Below are 16,531 nucleotides of genomic sequence, written 5' to 3'. Positions count from 1 at the left end.
GGGGTGTCGACCGTCTGCCACCGTCGGCCGGCCCGGGGGGTGTCGGCCGGCGGTGGGGCACTGGAGTCGGCGGTGCGAGATTCCCGGGTGTCGGCGGGCGCGTAACGGGTACGCCCGCGCCATGACCGTCCTGGCCCGGCGGCGGCCCGCCGCCCGACCCCGGCCCGCGCGACCCGGGCCCCTGCGACCGGGCGGCCCGGTGTCCCGACCCACCGCCCGACCGGGCGCGCGATGACCGACGTCGCGACACGGTTCCCGTTCCGCTTCGATCCGGCGTTCCGCCCGGTGTTGGCGCTGGTGGGCGTCCGCCCGGCGACGGCCTGGGTCGCGGTGACAGACCAGGACCTGGTGATCCGGTACGGGCCGTGGCGGCTGCGCACCCGCCGGGACAACGTGACGGCCGTCGAGGTGAGTGGCCCGTACCGCTGGTGGCGGGTGATCGGGCCGCACGTGTCGATGGTCGACCGGGGCGTGAGCTTCGGCAGTAGCACGGCCGGCGGCGTCTGTCTGCGGTTCGGCGCGCCGGTGCCGGCCCTGGTGCCCGGCGGGCTGGTCCGCCACCCGGCGGCCACGGTGACCGTCGCCGACCCGCCCGCGCTGGCCCGACTGCTCGCCCTCCCGGACCTGCCCTGAGCAGCGCGTTCACGTCCCCGGTTCGGCAGGCTGGGCACCCGGCTACCGCCTACCGTCGGGTCAGGACCTGTGAGGGTGGGGACTGACGATGGGTGACGAGCACCGGGGGAGAGCACGACGCTGGGGTGGACGCCGCCACGCGCCGACCGGACCGGACCCGGCGTTGCGGGCGGCGCGTGACCCGGCCCGCCCGCACGCGGGTGGCCGGCCGGGGGTCGTGGTGCCCGATCGGGTGGCCAGCCCGGCCCGGTCGGCGCCGCCGGCCAGCCCGCTGCGCCGGTGGCTCTTCCAGCACCAGGTGCAGCCGCCGGGGCCGGAGACGGCCGAGGGGCAGAACCGCAGGCACGCCTGGTGGCAGGTGATGTGTCTGACCGGGGTGGACTACTTCTCCACGCTGTCGTACCTGCCGGGCATCGCCGCGGTGGCCGCCGGTGCGCTGTCCCCGCTGGCGACGCTCCTGATCGTCGCGCTGACCCTGTTCGGCATGCTGCCGATGTACCGGCGGGTGGCCCACGACAGCCCGCACGGTCAGGGTTCGGTGGCGATGCTGGAGCGGCTGTTGCCGTTCTGGCGCGGGAAGATCTTCGTCCTGGTGCTGCTCGGCTTCGTGGCGACCTCGTGGATCATCACGATCACGCTGTCCTCGGCCGACGCCACAGTGCACCTGTTGGAGAACCCGTACCTGCCGGACGTCCCGCACGGCGCCCTGGTGCCGGTCGTGGTCACCGTCGTGCTGCTGCTCATCCTCGGCGGGGTGTTCCTGCTCGGGTTCCGCGAGGCGGTGGTCGTCGCCATCCCCCTCGTCGCGATCTTCCTGGTGCTCAACGCGGTGATCGTCGGGGTGGCGGTGGCCCGGATCGTCGAGAACCCGGACATCGTGTCGGACTGGACGGCCGCGTTGACCGCCACCGGTGGCGGGCCGGGCCACGTGCTGTTCACCGCCGTGTTGGCCTTCCCGCTGCTGGTGCTGGGGTTGTCCGGTTTCGAGACCGGGGTCAGCATGATGCCGTTGATCTCGGCCGACGGGCCGGACAAGCAGGCCCGCCTCGCCGCCCGGATCCGCAACACGCGTCGGTTGCTCACCACCGCCGCCCTGATCATGTCGGTGTACCTGATCTCGACCACGTTCGTGACCACGGCGCTCATCCCGGCGGAGGAGTTCCGCCCGGGTGGTAGCGCGAACGGGCGGGCGCTGGCGTTCCTGGCGCACACCTATCTGGGTGAGGCATTCGGCACTGTCTACGACGTGAGCAGCGTGCTCATCCTCTGGTTCGCCGGCGCGTCCGCGATGGCCGGGTTGATCAACATCGTGCCGCGTTACCTGCCCTCGTACGGCATGGCGCCGGAGTGGGCGAGGGCGGTGCGCCCGGTGGTGATCGTCTACACCGTCGTCAGCGTCGCCATCACGATCGCGTTCCGGGCCGACGTCAACGCCCAGGCCGGCGCGTACGCCACCGGCATCCTGGCGATGATGGTCTCCGGCGCGGTGGCGGTGACCATCGCGGCCGCCCGCCGCCACCAGCGCGTCGGCGCGACCGGCTTCACGGCGCTGACGCTGGTGCTGCTGTACGCGCTGGTGGAGAACGTCATCGAGCAGCCGGACGGGATCACCATCTCGGCGTTGTTCATCCTCGGCATCATCGCCGTCTCGCTGGTGTCCCGGGTCACCCGGACCACCGAGCTGCGGGCCGAGCGGATCGAGTTCGACGAGCCGGCCCGTCGGTTCATCACCGAGTCGCTGGCCCACGACGGGCAGTTGCACCTGATCGCGAACAAGCGGCAGAAGGGCTCGGTGAAGGAGTACACGGTCAAGGAACGGGCGCAGCGCGGGATGAACCCGGTGCCCGGGGCCGCGGACGTGCTGTTCCTGGAGATCGACGTGGTCGACCCGTCGGAGTTCAGTCAGGTGCTGCGGGTGCACGGGATCGAGGTGAGTGGCTTCCGGGTGCTGCGGGCCAGCAGCCCGGCCGCGCCCAACGCCATCGCCGCGATCCTGCTGGCCCTGCGGGACGCCACCGGCGTACGGCCGCACGCGCACTTCGAGTGGTCGGAGGGGAGCCCGATCGCGCACCTGGCGCGCTATCTCATCCTCGGCCGTGGGGACACCCCGCCGGTGGTACGGGAGATCATCCGCCGGACCGAGCGCGACCCGCTTCGACGTCCCGGGATCCACGTCGGCGGATGATCGCTGGCGCCCCGTTTGGTGGGTTCCGAAGATGAATAAGGGCACTATTCACGTTCACACCTTCCTGTCCGTATTGCGGACTTATCGTGACGTCTGGTGGTCGGCGGTACGTCGAGCGCCCCGCGCCCGGATCGGCGCGCGGTCACGGAAGTAGGCAGGAAGGTAGGCATTCTTGATGTCCACGTACCCAGGAGGAGGCCGCGCGACCCGACCCAGGCGCCGGTCCCGATGGTTCCTAGCCAGCGGTTTCCTGGCGGGGAGCCTGGTTGTGGGGGCGGCCGGAGCGGCCGGCGTGGCCGCCGCCGCCGACCGGGCCCTCGCCCTTCCCGGTCTGGGCCGGCTCACCACGGCCGGTGGCGACGACGACCGGCGGGCCGACGACCGGCGCGGCGAGGACCGCGAACAGGGCGATGGCGAGCGGGATCGCCCGAGCACCCCGGGCACCGGCAAGCGGGGCGTCGTGTCGGTGCCCTGCGACGCCGCGAAGCTGGTGGCGGCGCTGGTGACGGCCAACGCCGAGGGCGGCGCGGAACTTCGTCTCGCGCCCAAGTGCCGCTACGTCCTCACCGAGGCGTTCCACGAGAAGGACCAGTACGACGGCGGGATCCGCGACGCGCGGGAGGCCGCCGACGCCGCGGAGACCCCTGGTGACGCCGAGGCGCCTCCGCGCAACCCGGCCGACGACACCGCCGGTCTGCCGGTGATCTACCAACCCATCACCATCGACGGCGCCGGGGCGACCATCGCCCGCGACGCCCAGGCCGCCGCCTTCCGGTTCTTCACCGTCCGCGACGGCGGCGAGCTGACCCTGCGCGACGTGGAACTGCACAACGGTCGCTCGGCGATCGAGGGTGGCAGCGTGCACGTGGTGCACGGCGCGACGGCGCTGGTGGAGCGGGTGACCGTCTCGCAGAGCACGTCGCTGTCGCCCGAGGGCGGCGGCGGGGGCATCTTCAACGACGGCAACCTGGTGGTCACCGACTCCACGTTCGTCGGCAACAGCGCCTCCGGCGCCGCGGGCAAGGGCGGGGGCCTGCTCAACGGTGGCGTGCTGACGCTGAAGCGCTCCGAGTTCCACCGCAACAGCGCCAACGCGTACGGCGGCGGGCTCGGCAACTACCGGGGCGCGGCCGAGGTGGAGAGCGTCTCGTTCACCCAGAACAGCGCCGCGCAGGGTGGCGGTCTGGCCAGCTTCTCGGCCCGGACCAAGGTCTCCGACACCGAGCTGCTGAACAACACCGCGCAGGTCGGCGGCGGTGCGGCGAACTCCGACGCGGTGCTGGTGATGCGCAAGATGACCATCCGTGGCAACACGTCGACGGTCAACGGCGGCGGCATCTCGACGGTCAAGGGCCTGACGCCGCTCGACGACAGCGTGGTCGACGGCAACACCACCCACGGCCTCGGCGCCGGCATCTACGCCGAGAAGGCGAACCTGCTGGTCCGCGGCAGTGACGTGACCCGCAACGAGGCGGTCGGTGCCACCTCCACGGGCGGTGGCATCTACGCGACGGCGGGCTCGGTCGCGGTCTACACCAGCAAGATCACCCACAACGCCTCGACGGTGAAGCCCGGTGGGGTCTTCGCCTCGCACGCCCAGGTCAAGATCGACGACGAGAGTGTGATCGTCGAGAACGAGCCCACCAACTGCGAGGGCAGCCAGGTGCCCGTCGCGCACTGCTTCCGCTGAGCACACCGCGCCCATCCCGAACGCGCAGCGAGCCGCCCCGACGACCGGTCGGGGCGGCTCGGCGCTTCCCACCCTTCGGGCGCCCGGTTCAGCTCGGCGCGCGCAGGCGGCCGGAGAGGTCGCCGGCGAAGAAGTCCAGGAACCCGTCCGGATCGGGGCCGGCGTTCTGCAGGACGATGTGGTCGAAGCCCGCGTCGACGTACGAGCGGACCTTGGCGACGTACGGCTCCGGGTCGGGGCCGACGGCGAAGAGTTGGCGGATGTGCTTCTCCTCGACGTGTGCGCTGGCCGCGTCGAAGTTGACCGGGTTCGGCAGTTCGCTCATCACCTTCCAGCCGGTGACCATCCACCGGCTGGTCTGCAACACCGCCTGCACCGCCTGCTGCTCGTCGGTGGCCCAGGCCAGCGGAACCTCGGCGTAGCGGGGGCCCGAGCCGTTCGCGCGCCGGTAGTGCTCGACTATCGACGCGTCCGGTTCGGTGGCGAACAGCCCGTCGCCCAGTTCGGCGGCGAGCCGGGCCGACGCCTCGCCGCTGGCCGCCACGGCGATCACCGGCGGGGTGTCCGGCAGGTCGAAGACCCGGGCGTCCTCCAGGTGCAGGTGCCGACCCTCGTAGGACTGGTAGCCGCCCTGCCAGAGCAGCCGGATGATCTCCAGTGCCTCGCGGAGCCGCTCGTGCCGTCCTCGTACGCTGGGGAAACCCTGCCCGACGACGTGCTCGTTGAGCCGTTCACCGGCCCCCACGCCGAGGGTGAACCGTCCGTCGGAGACCAGTGCCATGGTCGCCGCCGCCTGCGCGATGATCGCCGGGTGGTAGCGGACGGTCGGGCAGGTGACACCGGTGGCCAGCCGCAGGGTGCTGGTCTTGGCCGCGATGGCTCCGAGCACGCTCCAGGTGAACGACGAGTGCCCCTGTGCGTCGAGCCAGGGGTGGTAGTGGTCGCTCATCTCGACGAAGTCGAAACCGGCCTGCTCGGCCAGGACGGCCTGCCGGATGATCTCCTGGGGGCCGTACCCCTCCGAGGCCAGCTTGTAGCCGATCTGCATGCCATGCTCCCGACGCCGTCCGCGTGACTGACGCCGGGTCGGTTCCCGGCGGGAGTACCGACAAACGCAGGGGAGACCGCAGACCAGCCTCCTAGGACGCCGTACGGGGTGTGGCGGTCGAATCGCAGTGGCACCCCCGGGCACGCGAGTCCTGATTCGTCGCCCTCCGATCGCCCCCTGCCGTGCGGGAGCCGATGACGTGCGACGTGGGTCAGGCCGAGTCGGGCCGATCGGCGGGTTGAAACAGTTCGACGAGGTTGCCGGCGGGGTCGGTGAGCAGGATTTGGCGTCCACCGGGGCCGGCGATCACGTCGCTGCGGAAGGAGAGCCCGGTGGCCCGCAGTCGGTCGATCTCGGCATCCAGGTCATCGACTGTCAGGTGGATCCGATTGCGTCCGGCGTCGGTTGCGTCGTCGGGGGTGGCGCGGGCGCCGGAGCTGGCCGGCCCGGACAGCAGCAGTCGCAGCGGGCCGCGTACGACGTCGGCGAAGGCTGGTGCCGCGCTCGTGTTGACGACGAAACCGAGACGCGTGGTGTAGAAGTCGACGGCCGCCTGGACGTCATCGACGATGTAGCGGACGCTGGCGTACCGGTCGGGCGTTGTCATGGCGGTTCCCTCCTTCAGGGGCGGGTGGGCGTGAGGGCGGGCAGCAGGTGTCTGACGCGGGTGTCGATGTCGGCGGCCGCGCGCTGGAACGCGGAGTAGCCGGCCTGGCCGGTGCCCGCGGCCGTGCCGGGGTCGGGGATGCTCCAGTGCGATCGCCGGGGACGGTCGGGAAAGTCGGGGCATGCCTCGCGGGCCCTGTCGCACAGGCTGATGACGTAGTCGAACCGGTCGCCGGTCAGCGTGTCCCAGTGCCGGGGGCGTTGGTCGGTGATCCACCACGACCGAAGCGCGCCGGCCCAGGCTCCCGCCGGGAGCCTGGGCCGGTGAGCGTCCGTCCTACTTGGACGGCTCGGGCAGCTTGCAGTCGACCTTGGGGTTGGCGCCGATGTAGTTCAACGGCCCGGCCACGATGGTGACCAGGATCGTGCCGGCCTCGGCGCAGTTGGTGTCGTCGCCGCTGTAGTAACCGCGCTGACCGGCGGCGACCGCGCCGATCAACAACCAGATCACGACGATGACTCCGAGTATCGAGGTGCCGCGCATCGCTGCCTCCTGAGGAATGTGGTGGATTGCTGAGGTGCAGGCGTTGTACCCAATCGGGTCACGCGGCTAACTGTCGCCGCCCACCACCCACCGAATCGTCCGTCCGGCCGATGCGGTCCACCGGTGAGTACCGTCCACGCATCGGCCGCCCGCCTCGGGTCGCCCCGGCGCGCTATCGGATCGCCGACCGACCTCGCCGCCGTACCGGCCGGTGGACGTAGAACTGCCTCACGGCCCCCGCCGAGGAGGACTCATGGACGCCCCGACACCGCCCCTGTACATCGACCGCCCCGAGGACGTCGCGGTCGCGGCCCGCGCGCTCGCCGGCGGTGCGGTCGTCGCGGCGGCGTTCGCCAACTTCTACGCCATCGTCACCCGTCCCGACGCGGCCACCGTGCGCCGCGTCAACCTGGCCAAGGGTCGTCCGGCCCACCACGTCGGCAGTATCACCACAGCCGTCGGACGCATCCCCGGGATGTACGACTGGACGCGGATCTCACCGCGGTTGCCGGTCGGACGGGTGCGCGCGTTGATGGACACCCTCTACGGGGCCGGTCCGTTCGGCTTCCGGGGGCCGGCGGCGGAACGGCTTCCCGAGCACCTCGTGCAGGTCGACCAGGGGTTGCGAACCACACAGGTCATCGCACCCGGTCTCACCTGCCCGTCCAACGCGTTCTTCGAGCGGGCGCTCGCCGAGACGGGGACGGATCACCTCTACATCACCTCGGCGAACCGGTCGCGACACCTCACCGGCGCGGCCGAGGAACCGGCGCACTGGAAGGCCGGGGCACTCGCCGCCGACTTCGCCCACCTCGACGACCTGGTGGTGCTCTCGCACCCGGACGAGGCGGCGGCCCGCGCCGCGTACCCGGGCTATCTCACCACCTCGGTCACCCTGCTGTCCTTCCACGCACCCGTCGGTGAACTCGAAGAGCCCCCGGTGCTCACCGTGGACCGGCACGGATCGCTGCACCTCGACGACGTCCGCCGGGCCGCCGCCCCGCTGGGCCTGCAGGTGCGTCTGGGCGGCACCGCCGGGCGGCGGTTGCAGGTCCGGGGGTACGCCGGGGCGCTGGTGTGAGCGGCAGCCGTCGCGGGCCGGCGGCGGCGTCGCGCTCGCGGCCGGCTCAGTGCGGTGGGCTGGGAGTCTCCGGCGGCTTGCCGTGGCTGCGCCGGTGGTCCGCGTACGCCACCCCGGCAAGCACCAGCAGGGCCCCCAGTGACGCGATCATCGGCGGCACGTACAACGCGACGGGTGCGATGGTCAGCAGCGCCAGGATGCCTCCCGGACGCGACCAGGACACCCGGCTGAACACCTCGTACTCGAAGGAGGCCCGGCCGGCCAGGAACAGCGCCGGGCCGCCGAAGAAGACCGCCAGCCAGGCCGGCGGGGTCTCCCCGGTCGGCTCGTGCAGCACCAGATGGAAGCCGGCCGCCGTGGTCACCACGCCGGAGATCATCAACAGATGGGTGTACGGCGCGGTGAACAGGAACTTGCCCGGCGACTTGGCCGCCTGGATGGCGCTGGGCAGCAACTCGCCGGACTTGTGCACGTAGATCCGCCAGAGCAGCAGGGTGGTCAGGAACGCCACCGCGAACGCCGCGATGTTCTCGGCCTCGTTGTGCTCCAGGCTGAACATGGTGCCGATGGTCAGGATGCAGTCGCCGAGGGCGATGATGAAGAACTGCTGGTAGCGCTCGGACAGATGCTCCGCGGTGACGTTGCGCTGCTTCTCCGGCACCACCCCGAGGCCGGGCACCGGGTACGCGAGCCGGAAACCGACGTAGTCGATGGCGAGCGCGATCGTCCAGCAGATGATCCGGGCGTCCCCGCCGACGAACGCGCCGACGAGCCACGGGATCGCCGACACCAGGAACCAGGCGAAGATGCGCGCCGCGCGACGTTGGGTCTGCGGTTGACGCCGTACCGCGGGCATCAGGAACAACCCGCGCCCGAGGTGGATCGTCACGTAGGTGCCGGCGAAGACGAGCCCCCGGTCGTCGAACGCCTCCGGTATCGCCGTGGTCATCAGCAGCGCGCCGAACATCACCGCGCTGATCAGCAGCTTGATCTCGGTGCGTTCCGGGTCGTACAGGTCGGTGACGAGGGTGGTGATCGCCCAGGTCCACCAGACGGCGGCCAGCATGATCAGTGCTTGACCGGCGCTGTGCCAGTCGAGCTGCTCGACCATCGTCCGGGAGATGAGGGCCAGCGCGACCACGTACACCAGGTCGAAGAAGAGTTCGAGGAGGGTCACCCGGCGCGGGCCCTCCGGGTCTCGCACCGGAGGGCCGCTGGCCTGCGGCGACGCAGGCTCCGGCGCGGGGAGGTGCACGGGTCACTCCTGCGGAACCGCTCGACTCGACGGACCCGTCCGGCCCACCTCAACGGACGGTAACGACCGGCCGACCGTACGGGCCGGTATTCGCCTCGTCTTCCCCCGACCGGGTCGACCGACGCGGCTCTGGGGACGTCCGGCCCGGATGGTCACCTCGGTTCCCGGGATGTCGGGCCGATCGCCGGACGGCCGGCACCGGAGTCGTCCCGCCCCTGGAACGAGCAGGTCCCCGGCCGGTCGTCGCGGTGGACGACCGGCCGGGGACCAGAGGTCGGGCGGTCAGGCCTGGTTGCCGTTCGGCAGCGCGGCGGCCATCTCGTCGGCGGCACCGGCGAGCACGCGGGCCTGCTGCGGCCAGCTGGCCAGGCCGGGTGCGGCGCGGAGACCGGCGGCCCGGATCAGGTCGCGCAGCGCCGGCTCGTCCAGGTCACCGAGCTGGCCGTAGGTGCGCACGCCGGCGTCCTGCAACGCCGCCGCCATCTTCGGCCCGATCCCCTGGATACGGCGGAAGTCGTCGGCCGGACCCGTCGGGTCGCCCGGGTAGCCGGTGATGTCGGTGTCCTCGGCCGCAGGGGACGTGGCGGCGGCCGGTCGGACCGGAGGGGTGGCCACGGCCGGCCGTGCCACCTCAGCGTCCACCGGGTCGGCGGCCACCGGCTCCGCGTTCGCCGAGTCGGTGGTCACCGGCTCCGCGTCGGCGTGGTGAGCGTCCACCGGGTCGGTGTGCGCCGCGTCGGTGGTCACCACCGCCGGCTCGGCCGACGAGGGCGTGGCCTCCGCGTCGTGGGCCGGGTCGGCGGCGATCCGGTCGTCCGCGTCGGTGGCCGCTACCGGCTCCGCTGCCGAAACGGCGCCGACCGGCTCGTCGGCAGGGGTGGTGTCGGCCGGGGTGGTGTCGGCCGGGGTGGTGTCGATCGGCGTGGCGTTCGCGGGCGGGAGGTCGTCCGCAGGCCGGCGCGGGGCCACCACGGTGGCCGAGGTGCGCTGCTCGTCGGCCGCGACCGGCTCAGGAGTGGACTCGACGGCGGGCTCCGGCCGCAGCTCGTTCGCGTCGGATTCGGCCGACGGCACGGGCGGCGGGGGCTCGGTCAGCGCCATGTCGCCCGGGTCGACGGTGCTCGGCGCTTCCGCCGGGACGGGCGTCGGGGCGTGGTCGTCCGTGGCGGTCACCGCAGCGGGCGCGCTGACCGTGTCCACCGGGACCGGCTCGTCGGCGACGGCGGTCGGGGCCGGGTCGACGGCGGCGGCGGGCCGGGGCTCGTCGGTGGTGGCAGCCGGCGTCGGCGTGGAGATCACGGCCAGTCCGGCGACGGGGTCACCATCCACAATCGAGCTGCCCTGACCACCCCGCCGTCCGCGCAGCAGCCACCCGGCGGCCAGTCCCAGCAACAGTGCCAGTACCACTATCAGCGAGTGTCCGATAGACCACGTCACGGCGAACCTCCCTCTCACCTCGTTGGAAAAGTCACGAGAAAAACTCGCCGCAGCTTCGCACACGCCTGTTACCGACGAGAGAGAGGATCGGCCAGGGGCGTCGTGGGTGGCCCGCTCACCTCAGCCGGTGCTCGTCGGGTGACAGAGCGTCGCCCCGACCAGCACACAAAGCAGCCCGGCGCGGCGAGACCGTGGCCCGGCACGGCACGGCGCGACCCGGGCCCGGCGGGGTACGCCGAGCCCGGGCCGACGGGCCGTCGCCCGATTCAGTCCCGATCGCCCTCGTAGGTGTGGAAGTCGTCGACGAACCGTTGACGCAGCCGCGGCACCCGACTGGTCACTCCGAAGTAGCCACGCGCGCCGAGCAGCGCGAGCCGACCCACCACCGGCCGGTACATCCGGTCGTCGCCGCTGGTGCCGCTGCGGTTCAACGACTCGGCGACCCGCGCGAAGCCGTACGGCGCCATCGCCGCCTCGTAGTCCGCGACCGCCTGGAGCAGGGTCTTGTCACCGGCGGTGGCCCGGGTGAGTTGCTCGCAGAGCAGGCGGGCGTCGCGCAGGGCGGTGTTCGCGCCGACACCGCGACCGGGGGTCATGGTGTGGATGGCGTCGCCGAGCAACGTGACGGTGCTGCTCTTCCAGGGAGGCACCGGCTCGGAGGTCGACACCTTGATCGGCAGGGCGCTGGCCGGCTCCGCCCGGGTCAGCAACTCCCGCAGGTCGGGGTGCCAGTTGGTGGTGAGGCCGAGGGCGACCCGTACGAGGTCCTCGCCGCGACGCTCCATCACGTCGGCCGGGAACCGGCGGGCCGCACTCCAGATGATGAGGTTGATGTTGTCGGTGGTGGTGTCCTGGGACAGGCCGGGCCAGTTCTTCAACAGCCGGGCGTCCGCGTCGCCGACGCCGGGTTTGATCGCCCGGCTGGCGTCCCACTTGAACTCCATCACGTGCAGCACGCCCATGATCCCGCCGATGCCGAAGATCAGTGAGATGCCCTGAGCGACGCGTTCGGGGACGAGAGCGCGGGTGCGCGCGGTCAGCGGGATGCGGGTGGCGATGTTGATGGTGCCGGCGTCGCGGGTGACGGCGTGCGGCAGGTACTGCCGGCGTACCGCCGAGTGGGTGCCGTCCGCCCCGACCAGCAGGTCCCCGGTGGCGGTGGTGCCGTCGGAGAAGTGCGCGGTGACCGTGCCGTCGTCACGTTGCTCGTAGTGGGTGAAGGTCTTGTCGAAGTGCACCACGTCGTCGAGGCCGGTCAGCAGCACGTGGCGCAGCACCATCCGGGCCACCGAGTGTTCGGTGTGCACCGGCTCGGCGTTCGGCCGCAGGGGGAACGACGCCGTCTGGCGCAGCCCCTGGGTGACCACGTTGAAGTAGTGCGGGGGCCGGGCGCAGGTGGCGAGGAAGGTGGCGAACAACTCCGGTGGCAGGCACTCGCGTAGCGCTCGACTGCCGGTCGGGCCGATGCCGACCCGATAGCCGAGCAGCCCGTCGGCGCGGTCGCGGTGCCGTTCGTAGACGGCGACGGTGATCCCGGCCCGGCGCAGGCCGTGCGCCAGGCACAGCCCGCCGGTGCCGGCGCCGATGATCAGGACGTGCGGTGGCGCGCCGCCCATGTCAACCAGCCGGGTGCGCCGCAGGCGCGTCGGTGCCCGCCGGGCGCGCGGCGGGTAGGTCGGCGGCGCCCGGCCGCGCGGTGGGCGCGTCGGTGCCGGCTGGCCGCGCGGTGGGCGCGTCGGTGGCGTCCCATCGGTAGAAGCAGCCGGCGATCGCGTCCCGGGGGGAGCGCCAGGTCGGCAGGTACGGCGATGTGTGCGCGGAGAGCCGCTCGTTGACCTGCTGGAAGAGCGGGTGGTTGCGGGCCGCCGCGAGGGCGTCCGGGTCGACGTCCGAGGTTTCCATCACGTGTACGCACAGGTCGTGCAGGCAGTACAGCGAACGGTGCGTGACGCCGGTCAGGCCGGGCAGTTCGGTGGCGTCGGATTCGGCGAAGATCTGCGCCACCCGCCCCTCCGCGCCCGGGATGATCCGGCTGACGATCAGTAGACGACTCATGGGACCCCTTCCGCCGGTGGCCTTCCCGACCCTCGGATCGGTGCCACGTGCTCTGTGCGCCCCACCGTGCCGTAGCGCCTGTCACGTCACCGTCACGCAGGCCGAGCAGTCGGTGACGGGCCGCGCCGTCACGGGCACTGCCCGGCGATGTCGGACGGTGTCGTCGTCACGCACGTCGCCCGGCTGGTGACGGACGATCGGCGACGGGCTCCCGGCTGGCCTGGCGGATCGGGGCGAGGGTGTCGTCGAGCAGGGCGCTCATCGCCGGGCTCGGTTCCAGGCGCAACTCTCGGCGCAGCAGGTCCCGGTAGACGTAGAAGGCGTGCACGGCTTCGAAGGCGTTGCCCTCGGCCAGGTGGATGCGGACGACCAGCCGGTGAGGGGTCTCCCGTAACGGCTCGGCGGCCATCGCCTCCAGTGCGGCTTCGAGGGCCTCGCCGTGCCGCCCCGCGGTGAGGTGGTGCCCGGCCACCTCTTCCAGCATGTGCAGGCGGAGCTGGCGCAGCCTCTCCCGGTCCAGCAGCACCCAGTCGTCATACCACCCGGGCAGGAGGTCGTGCCGGCCGGCGGCGAGCGCCCCGGCGGCGGTACGCGGGTCGTCGCCGTCGCGGACCCGGGCCGCGGTGCCGACCAGGTCGTCCACGTCGAGCCGGACCGCCGGGTCGAGCCGTACGGTGTCGCCGGCCACGGTCATCGGACAGCACGGGTCCTGACGCAGTCGCCACAGCGCGGTGCGCAGGGAGGACAGCGCCCGCTCCTCGGACGCGTCGGGCCACAGCAGCCCCGCGAGCTGGCTGCGGGTGGCGCCGGGACGCAGCCCGATCAACGCGATCACCCGTTGCAGCCCGCGCGGCACCACGATCGGCGTCGCGTCGCGCAGCAGTCGGAAGCCGCCGAGCAGGTGGAGTGAGACGCCCTCCTCGGGCGGGCCCCCGGCGGTCGGCACGGTCGGATCAGCGGCCACGGCGGCACCCCCTGCGGAACGCTCGTCCCGACTGTCTGCTGCGTCCTGGATCGGCTGCCCGTGACGCCTCTGTCGACCCCGACGATGGGGGCGCGACCCTGGCTGCCGGGCGCGGCCCCACCCGCCGGGGCGGCCGGGCTGACCACCGTGAAGATTATCAATTACGGTCACGGTGCGTCAATGTCGCTGTAGGCGCTCTATTCGCGACAGTTTACCTGAGATCGGTTCTGAACTGCTCAAACATCAGATCGATCGCGCGCTGCACGCATGGCCGACGCATAGCTGATGCACAGCTTGCGTCAACGCAGCGTCACGAAGGTGCGTCGCTGGTCAGTCCTGTGTGGTGACGCCGCCGTGACGAGGACTGCCGCATCGTGTGGGCAGTCGTCCAGTGCGTCCGGGGGCCACCCGTCGCCGGCCGGACGCCGTGGGGGGAGGCCCAGTATGGACCGATCGCTGATCGTCGCGAAGGTGGATCCGGCCGCTGCGGAGCGGGTCGCCGAGATCTTCGCCGAGTCGGACGCGACGGAGTTGCCGCGCCTGGTCGGCGTCCGGCACCGCTCGCTGTACCGCCTGCACGACCTCTACGTGCACCTGCTCGAAACCGAGCAGCCGGCGGAGGGCGCGGTCGAGGCAGCCCGTGGGCACCCGGAGTTCATCCGGGTCAGCGACCGCCTGCGTCCGTACGTCTCGCCGTACCTGTCGACCTGGCGGTCACCGCGCGACGCGATGGCGCAGTGCTTCTACCGGTTCGACGCCCCGGACACCGGAGGGCGGTCGTGACGGCCACCGCGCCGCGCGAGGAGCAGCTCTGGTCCCGCTGTGCCGGCTGCGCCAGCCTGCTCTACCGCAAACGGTTACGCCGCAACCTGGACGTCTGCCCGGAGTGCGGCGAGCACGCTCGCCTCGGCGCGCCGGAACGCCTGCGCCAACTCGTCGACCCCGGATCGCTGCGCCCGCTGGCCGACCGGCTGCCGGAGGCGGACCCGATCGACTTCGTCGACGTGGTGCCGTACCCGCACCGGCTCACCGCCGCGCGGGCCAGCACCGGCCTGGTCGAAGCCGTCGTCTGTGCCACGGCCACCATCGGCGGACACCCGGTCGTGATGGCGGTGATGGACTTCCGCTTCCTCGGCGGCAGCCTGGGTTGCGCCGTCGGCGAGCTGATCACCCGGGCGGCCGAACGGGCACTCGACGACCGGGTCCCGCTCGTCCTGGTGACCGCCTCCGGCGGAGCGCGGATGCAGGAGGGCGTGCTGTCGTTGATGCAGATGGCCACCGTCAGCCAGGCCATCGCCGCGCTACGCGAGGCGGGTCTGCTCACCGTCAGCGTCCTGACCGACCCGACCTACGGTGGCGTGGCCGCGTCGTTCGCCACCAACACCGACCTGGTGCTCGCCGAGAGCGGCGCGCGGATGGGCTTCGCCGGCCCCCGGGTGATCCGTCAGGTGACCGGTCGTGCGCTTCCGGAGGGTTTCCAGACCGCCGACTTCCTGCTCCGGCACGGGCAGGTGGACATGGTGGTGCAGCGCCGGTCACTGCGCGGGCGGCTGATGGCGCTGCTCGCCGCGACCCGCGCCGGCCGTCCGGCCCGCCCGTCCGTACCCCGGCAGGAGCCGCCGCCGCACCGCGAGCGCCTCGCCGAGGAGGAGCCCTCGCCGCCGACCACGGAAGCCGACGGAACCCCGGCGGTACGTGACGCGTGGGACACCGTCCGGATGGCCCGGCACCCCGGCCGACCGACCACACTGGACTACCTCGACTCCGTCTTCGACGGCTTCGTGGAGCTGCACGGTGACCGGCTCGGCGGGGACTGCCCGGCCATCGTGGGCGGTGTGGCCCGGTTGGCCGGCCGGCACGTGATGGTCATCGGCCACCAGAAGGGGCACACCACCGCCGAGCTGGTGGCTCGCAACTTCGGCATGGCCAGCCCGGCCGGGCATCGCAAGGCGTTGCGCCTGATGCGCCTGGCCGCCCGCCTCGGACTTCCGGTGGTGACGCTCGTGGACACCCCCGGTGCCGACCCCGGGGTGAGCGCCGAGGAGCACGGCCAGGCGGCGGCCATCGCGGAGAACATCCTCACCCTCACCGTGCTGCCCACCCCCGTGCTGGCGGTCATCACCGGAGAGGGCGGCAGCGGCGGCGCGCTGGCCCTGGCCGTCGCCGACCGGGTCCTGATGCTGGAGAACGCGGTCTACTCGGTGATCAGCCCCGAAGGCTGTGCGGCGATCCTCTGGCCGGACCGTTCGGCGGCGCCGCAGGCCGCCCGGGCGCTGCGACTCAGCGCCCCCGACCTGCGCCGCCTCGGCGTGGTCGACGAGGTGGTGCCGGAGCCGCCGGCCGCCGCGCACGACGACCCGGCGGAGACCGCGCTGCGGTTGCGGGCCGCCCTGGTGGCGAATCTGCTGCCGCTTCTGGACGTGCCACCGGCCATGCTCGTCCGGCTCCGCCGGCAGCGGTTCCGGCGGTTCGGCGCGACCCGTGCCGGTCAGCGGGCAGGTGCCCGGTGAGCGCCGAGAACGGGACGGTGTCGACGGTCGAGGTGCCCGAGGACACCGAGGTCGGCGAGGAGGAGGCACTGGCCGGACTGCGCCGGCAGGCGCAGCACCTGATCGCCGAGCTGGCCGGGCCGGTGCGCCGGATCCGGCTGCGCAACGGCCCGGCGGTCCTCGAGGTCGAGTGGCATCCGGAGACCGTGACCCGAGCGGACGTACCCCCTGCGCCGACCGGGGTGCCGGCGTCGCCGGCACCCGAGGAACCGGCGGCGTCGGCCCCACCGTCGGTGCCCGGTCGCGCCGCGGTGCGGGCGCCGATCGTCGGCACCTTCTACCGGTCGCCGGAGCCCGGCGCCAGACCGTTCGTCACGGTCGGGGACCTGGTCCGCCCGGGACAGCCGGTGGCCATCGTCGAGGCGATGAAGCTGATGAACGAGGTGACCGCCGACCGCGCGGGTCGGGTGGTGGCGGTCCTCGTCGAGGACGGCCAGTCGGTGGAGTACGACCAGCCGCTGGTCGAGCTGGACCCGGCGTGACG

The 16,531-nt window shown here is 72.5% G+C and carries 13 protein-coding genes and 2 pseudogenes; 7 read left to right on the top strand and 8 right to left on the bottom strand.

Annotated features, from left to right (window positions below; genetic code table 11):
• Positions 1 to 231 precede the first annotated feature (231 nt).
• The 3 genes from O7616_RS21730 to O7616_RS21720 all read left to right on the top strand — a co-directional run bounded on the left by O7616_RS21730 (position 232) and on the right by O7616_RS21720 (position 4,508).
• Positions 232 to 633, top strand: coding sequence for a hypothetical protein (locus O7616_RS21730; protein WP_282303666.1), 402 nt, complete (start codon positions 232 to 234; stop codon positions 631 to 633).
• Between the two features lie 88 nt (positions 634 to 721).
• Complete coding sequence (locus O7616_RS21725) at positions 722 to 2,818, top strand: amino acid transporter (RefSeq protein ID WP_282303665.1); 2,097 nt, start codon at positions 722 to 724, stop codon at positions 2,816 to 2,818.
• A gap of 175 nt (positions 2,819 to 2,993) precedes the next feature.
• On the top strand, positions 2,994 to 4,508 hold the full coding sequence (locus tag O7616_RS21720) for a hypothetical protein (RefSeq protein WP_282303664.1): 1,515 nt from the start codon (positions 2,994 to 2,996) through the stop codon (positions 4,506 to 4,508).
• Positions 4,509 to 4,596: 88 nt separating this feature from the next.
• Here the strand turns inward: O7616_RS21720 and O7616_RS21715 are convergent, their stop codons facing one another.
• The 3 genes from O7616_RS21715 to O7616_RS21705 all read right to left on the bottom strand — a co-directional run bounded on the left by O7616_RS21715 (position 4,597) and on the right by O7616_RS21705 (position 6,706).
• The gene (locus O7616_RS21715; RefSeq protein ID WP_282303663.1) at positions 4,597 to 5,556 is read right to left on the bottom strand and encodes a TIGR03557 family F420-dependent LLM class oxidoreductase; all 960 of its coding nucleotides are present in this window, start codon (positions 5,554 to 5,556) and stop codon (positions 4,597 to 4,599) included.
• Between the two features lie 211 nt (positions 5,557 to 5,767).
• On the bottom strand, positions 5,768 to 6,163 hold the full coding sequence (locus tag O7616_RS21710; RefSeq protein WP_282303662.1) for a VOC family protein: 396 nt from the start codon (positions 6,161 to 6,163) through the stop codon (positions 5,768 to 5,770).
• A 336-nt stretch (positions 6,164 to 6,499) separates the two neighbouring features.
• Positions 6,500 to 6,706 (bottom strand): hypothetical protein, encoded by a 207-nt coding sequence (locus tag O7616_RS21705; protein ID WP_088989422.1) that lies wholly within the window; start codon positions 6,704 to 6,706, stop codon positions 6,500 to 6,502.
• A gap of 253 nt (positions 6,707 to 6,959) precedes the next feature.
• Here O7616_RS21705 and O7616_RS21700 point away from each other — a divergent pair, with 253 nt between their 5' ends.
• Positions 6,960 to 7,787, top strand: a complete 828-nt coding sequence (locus O7616_RS21700; protein WP_282303661.1) for a hypothetical protein — start codon at positions 6,960 to 6,962, stop codon at positions 7,785 to 7,787.
• 46 nt (positions 7,788 to 7,833) lie between these two features.
• Here O7616_RS21700 and O7616_RS21695 read toward each other — a convergent pair whose 3' ends face one another.
• The 5 genes and pseudogenes from O7616_RS21695 to O7616_RS21675 all read right to left on the bottom strand — a co-directional run bounded on the left by O7616_RS21695 (position 7,834) and on the right by O7616_RS21675 (position 13,498).
• The gene (locus tag O7616_RS21695) at positions 7,834 to 9,042 is read right to left on the bottom strand and encodes a low temperature requirement protein A (RefSeq protein WP_282303660.1); all 1,209 of its coding nucleotides are present in this window, start codon (positions 9,040 to 9,042) and stop codon (positions 7,834 to 7,836) included.
• A 282-nt stretch (positions 9,043 to 9,324) separates the two neighbouring features.
• Positions 9,325 to 9,585: pseudogene (locus tag O7616_RS31175) on the bottom strand (hypothetical protein); the annotation flags it as partial.
• A gap of 1,160 nt (positions 9,586 to 10,745) precedes the next feature.
• Positions 10,746 to 12,095 carry an NAD(P)/FAD-dependent oxidoreductase gene (locus O7616_RS21685; protein WP_282303658.1) on the bottom strand — a complete coding sequence of 450 codons (1,350 nt, stop codon included), beginning with the start codon at positions 12,093 to 12,095 and terminating at the stop codon, positions 10,746 to 10,748.
• 124 nt (positions 12,096 to 12,219) lie between these two features.
• A pseudogene (locus O7616_RS21680) lies at positions 12,220 to 12,534 on the bottom strand (TcmI family type II polyketide cyclase); the annotation flags it as partial.
• Positions 12,535 to 12,700: 166 nt separating this feature from the next.
• Positions 12,701 to 13,498, bottom strand: a complete 798-nt coding sequence (locus tag O7616_RS21675) for a BTAD domain-containing putative transcriptional regulator (RefSeq protein WP_282303657.1) — start codon at positions 13,496 to 13,498, stop codon at positions 12,701 to 12,703.
• A 444-nt stretch (positions 13,499 to 13,942) separates the two neighbouring features.
• Here O7616_RS21675 and O7616_RS21670 point away from each other — a divergent pair, with 444 nt between their 5' ends.
• The 3 genes from O7616_RS21670 to accB are packed head-to-tail and all read left to right on the top strand — an operon-like array spanning position 13,943 to position 16,529.
• On the top strand, positions 13,943 to 14,281 hold the full coding sequence (locus O7616_RS21670; protein WP_282259277.1) for a TcmI family type II polyketide cyclase: 339 nt from the start codon (positions 13,943 to 13,945) through the stop codon (positions 14,279 to 14,281).
• Positions 14,278 to 16,008, top strand: coding sequence for an acetyl-CoA carboxylase carboxyltransferase subunit alpha (locus O7616_RS21665; RefSeq protein ID WP_282303656.1), 1,731 nt, complete (start codon positions 14,278 to 14,280; stop codon positions 16,006 to 16,008). Before O7616_RS21670 ends, O7616_RS21665 begins: the two co-directional genes overlap by 4 nt.
• A gap of 17 nt (positions 16,009 to 16,025) precedes the next feature.
• Positions 16,026 to 16,529 carry an acetyl-CoA carboxylase biotin carboxyl carrier protein gene (gene accB / locus O7616_RS21660; RefSeq protein ID WP_282307692.1) on the top strand — a complete coding sequence of 168 codons (504 nt, stop codon included), beginning with the start codon at positions 16,026 to 16,028 and terminating at the stop codon, positions 16,527 to 16,529.
• The last annotated feature ends 2 nt before the right edge of the window (positions 16,530 to 16,531 follow it).

Origin of the sequence: Micromonospora sp. WMMD964 (assembly GCF_029581455.1) — a bacterium.
Classification (GTDB): Bacteria; Actinomycetota; Actinomycetes; order Mycobacteriales; family Micromonosporaceae; genus Micromonospora.
The sequence above is the reverse complement of the archived record's forward strand: the minus strand, read 5'-3'. Positions and strand labels throughout refer to the sequence as shown.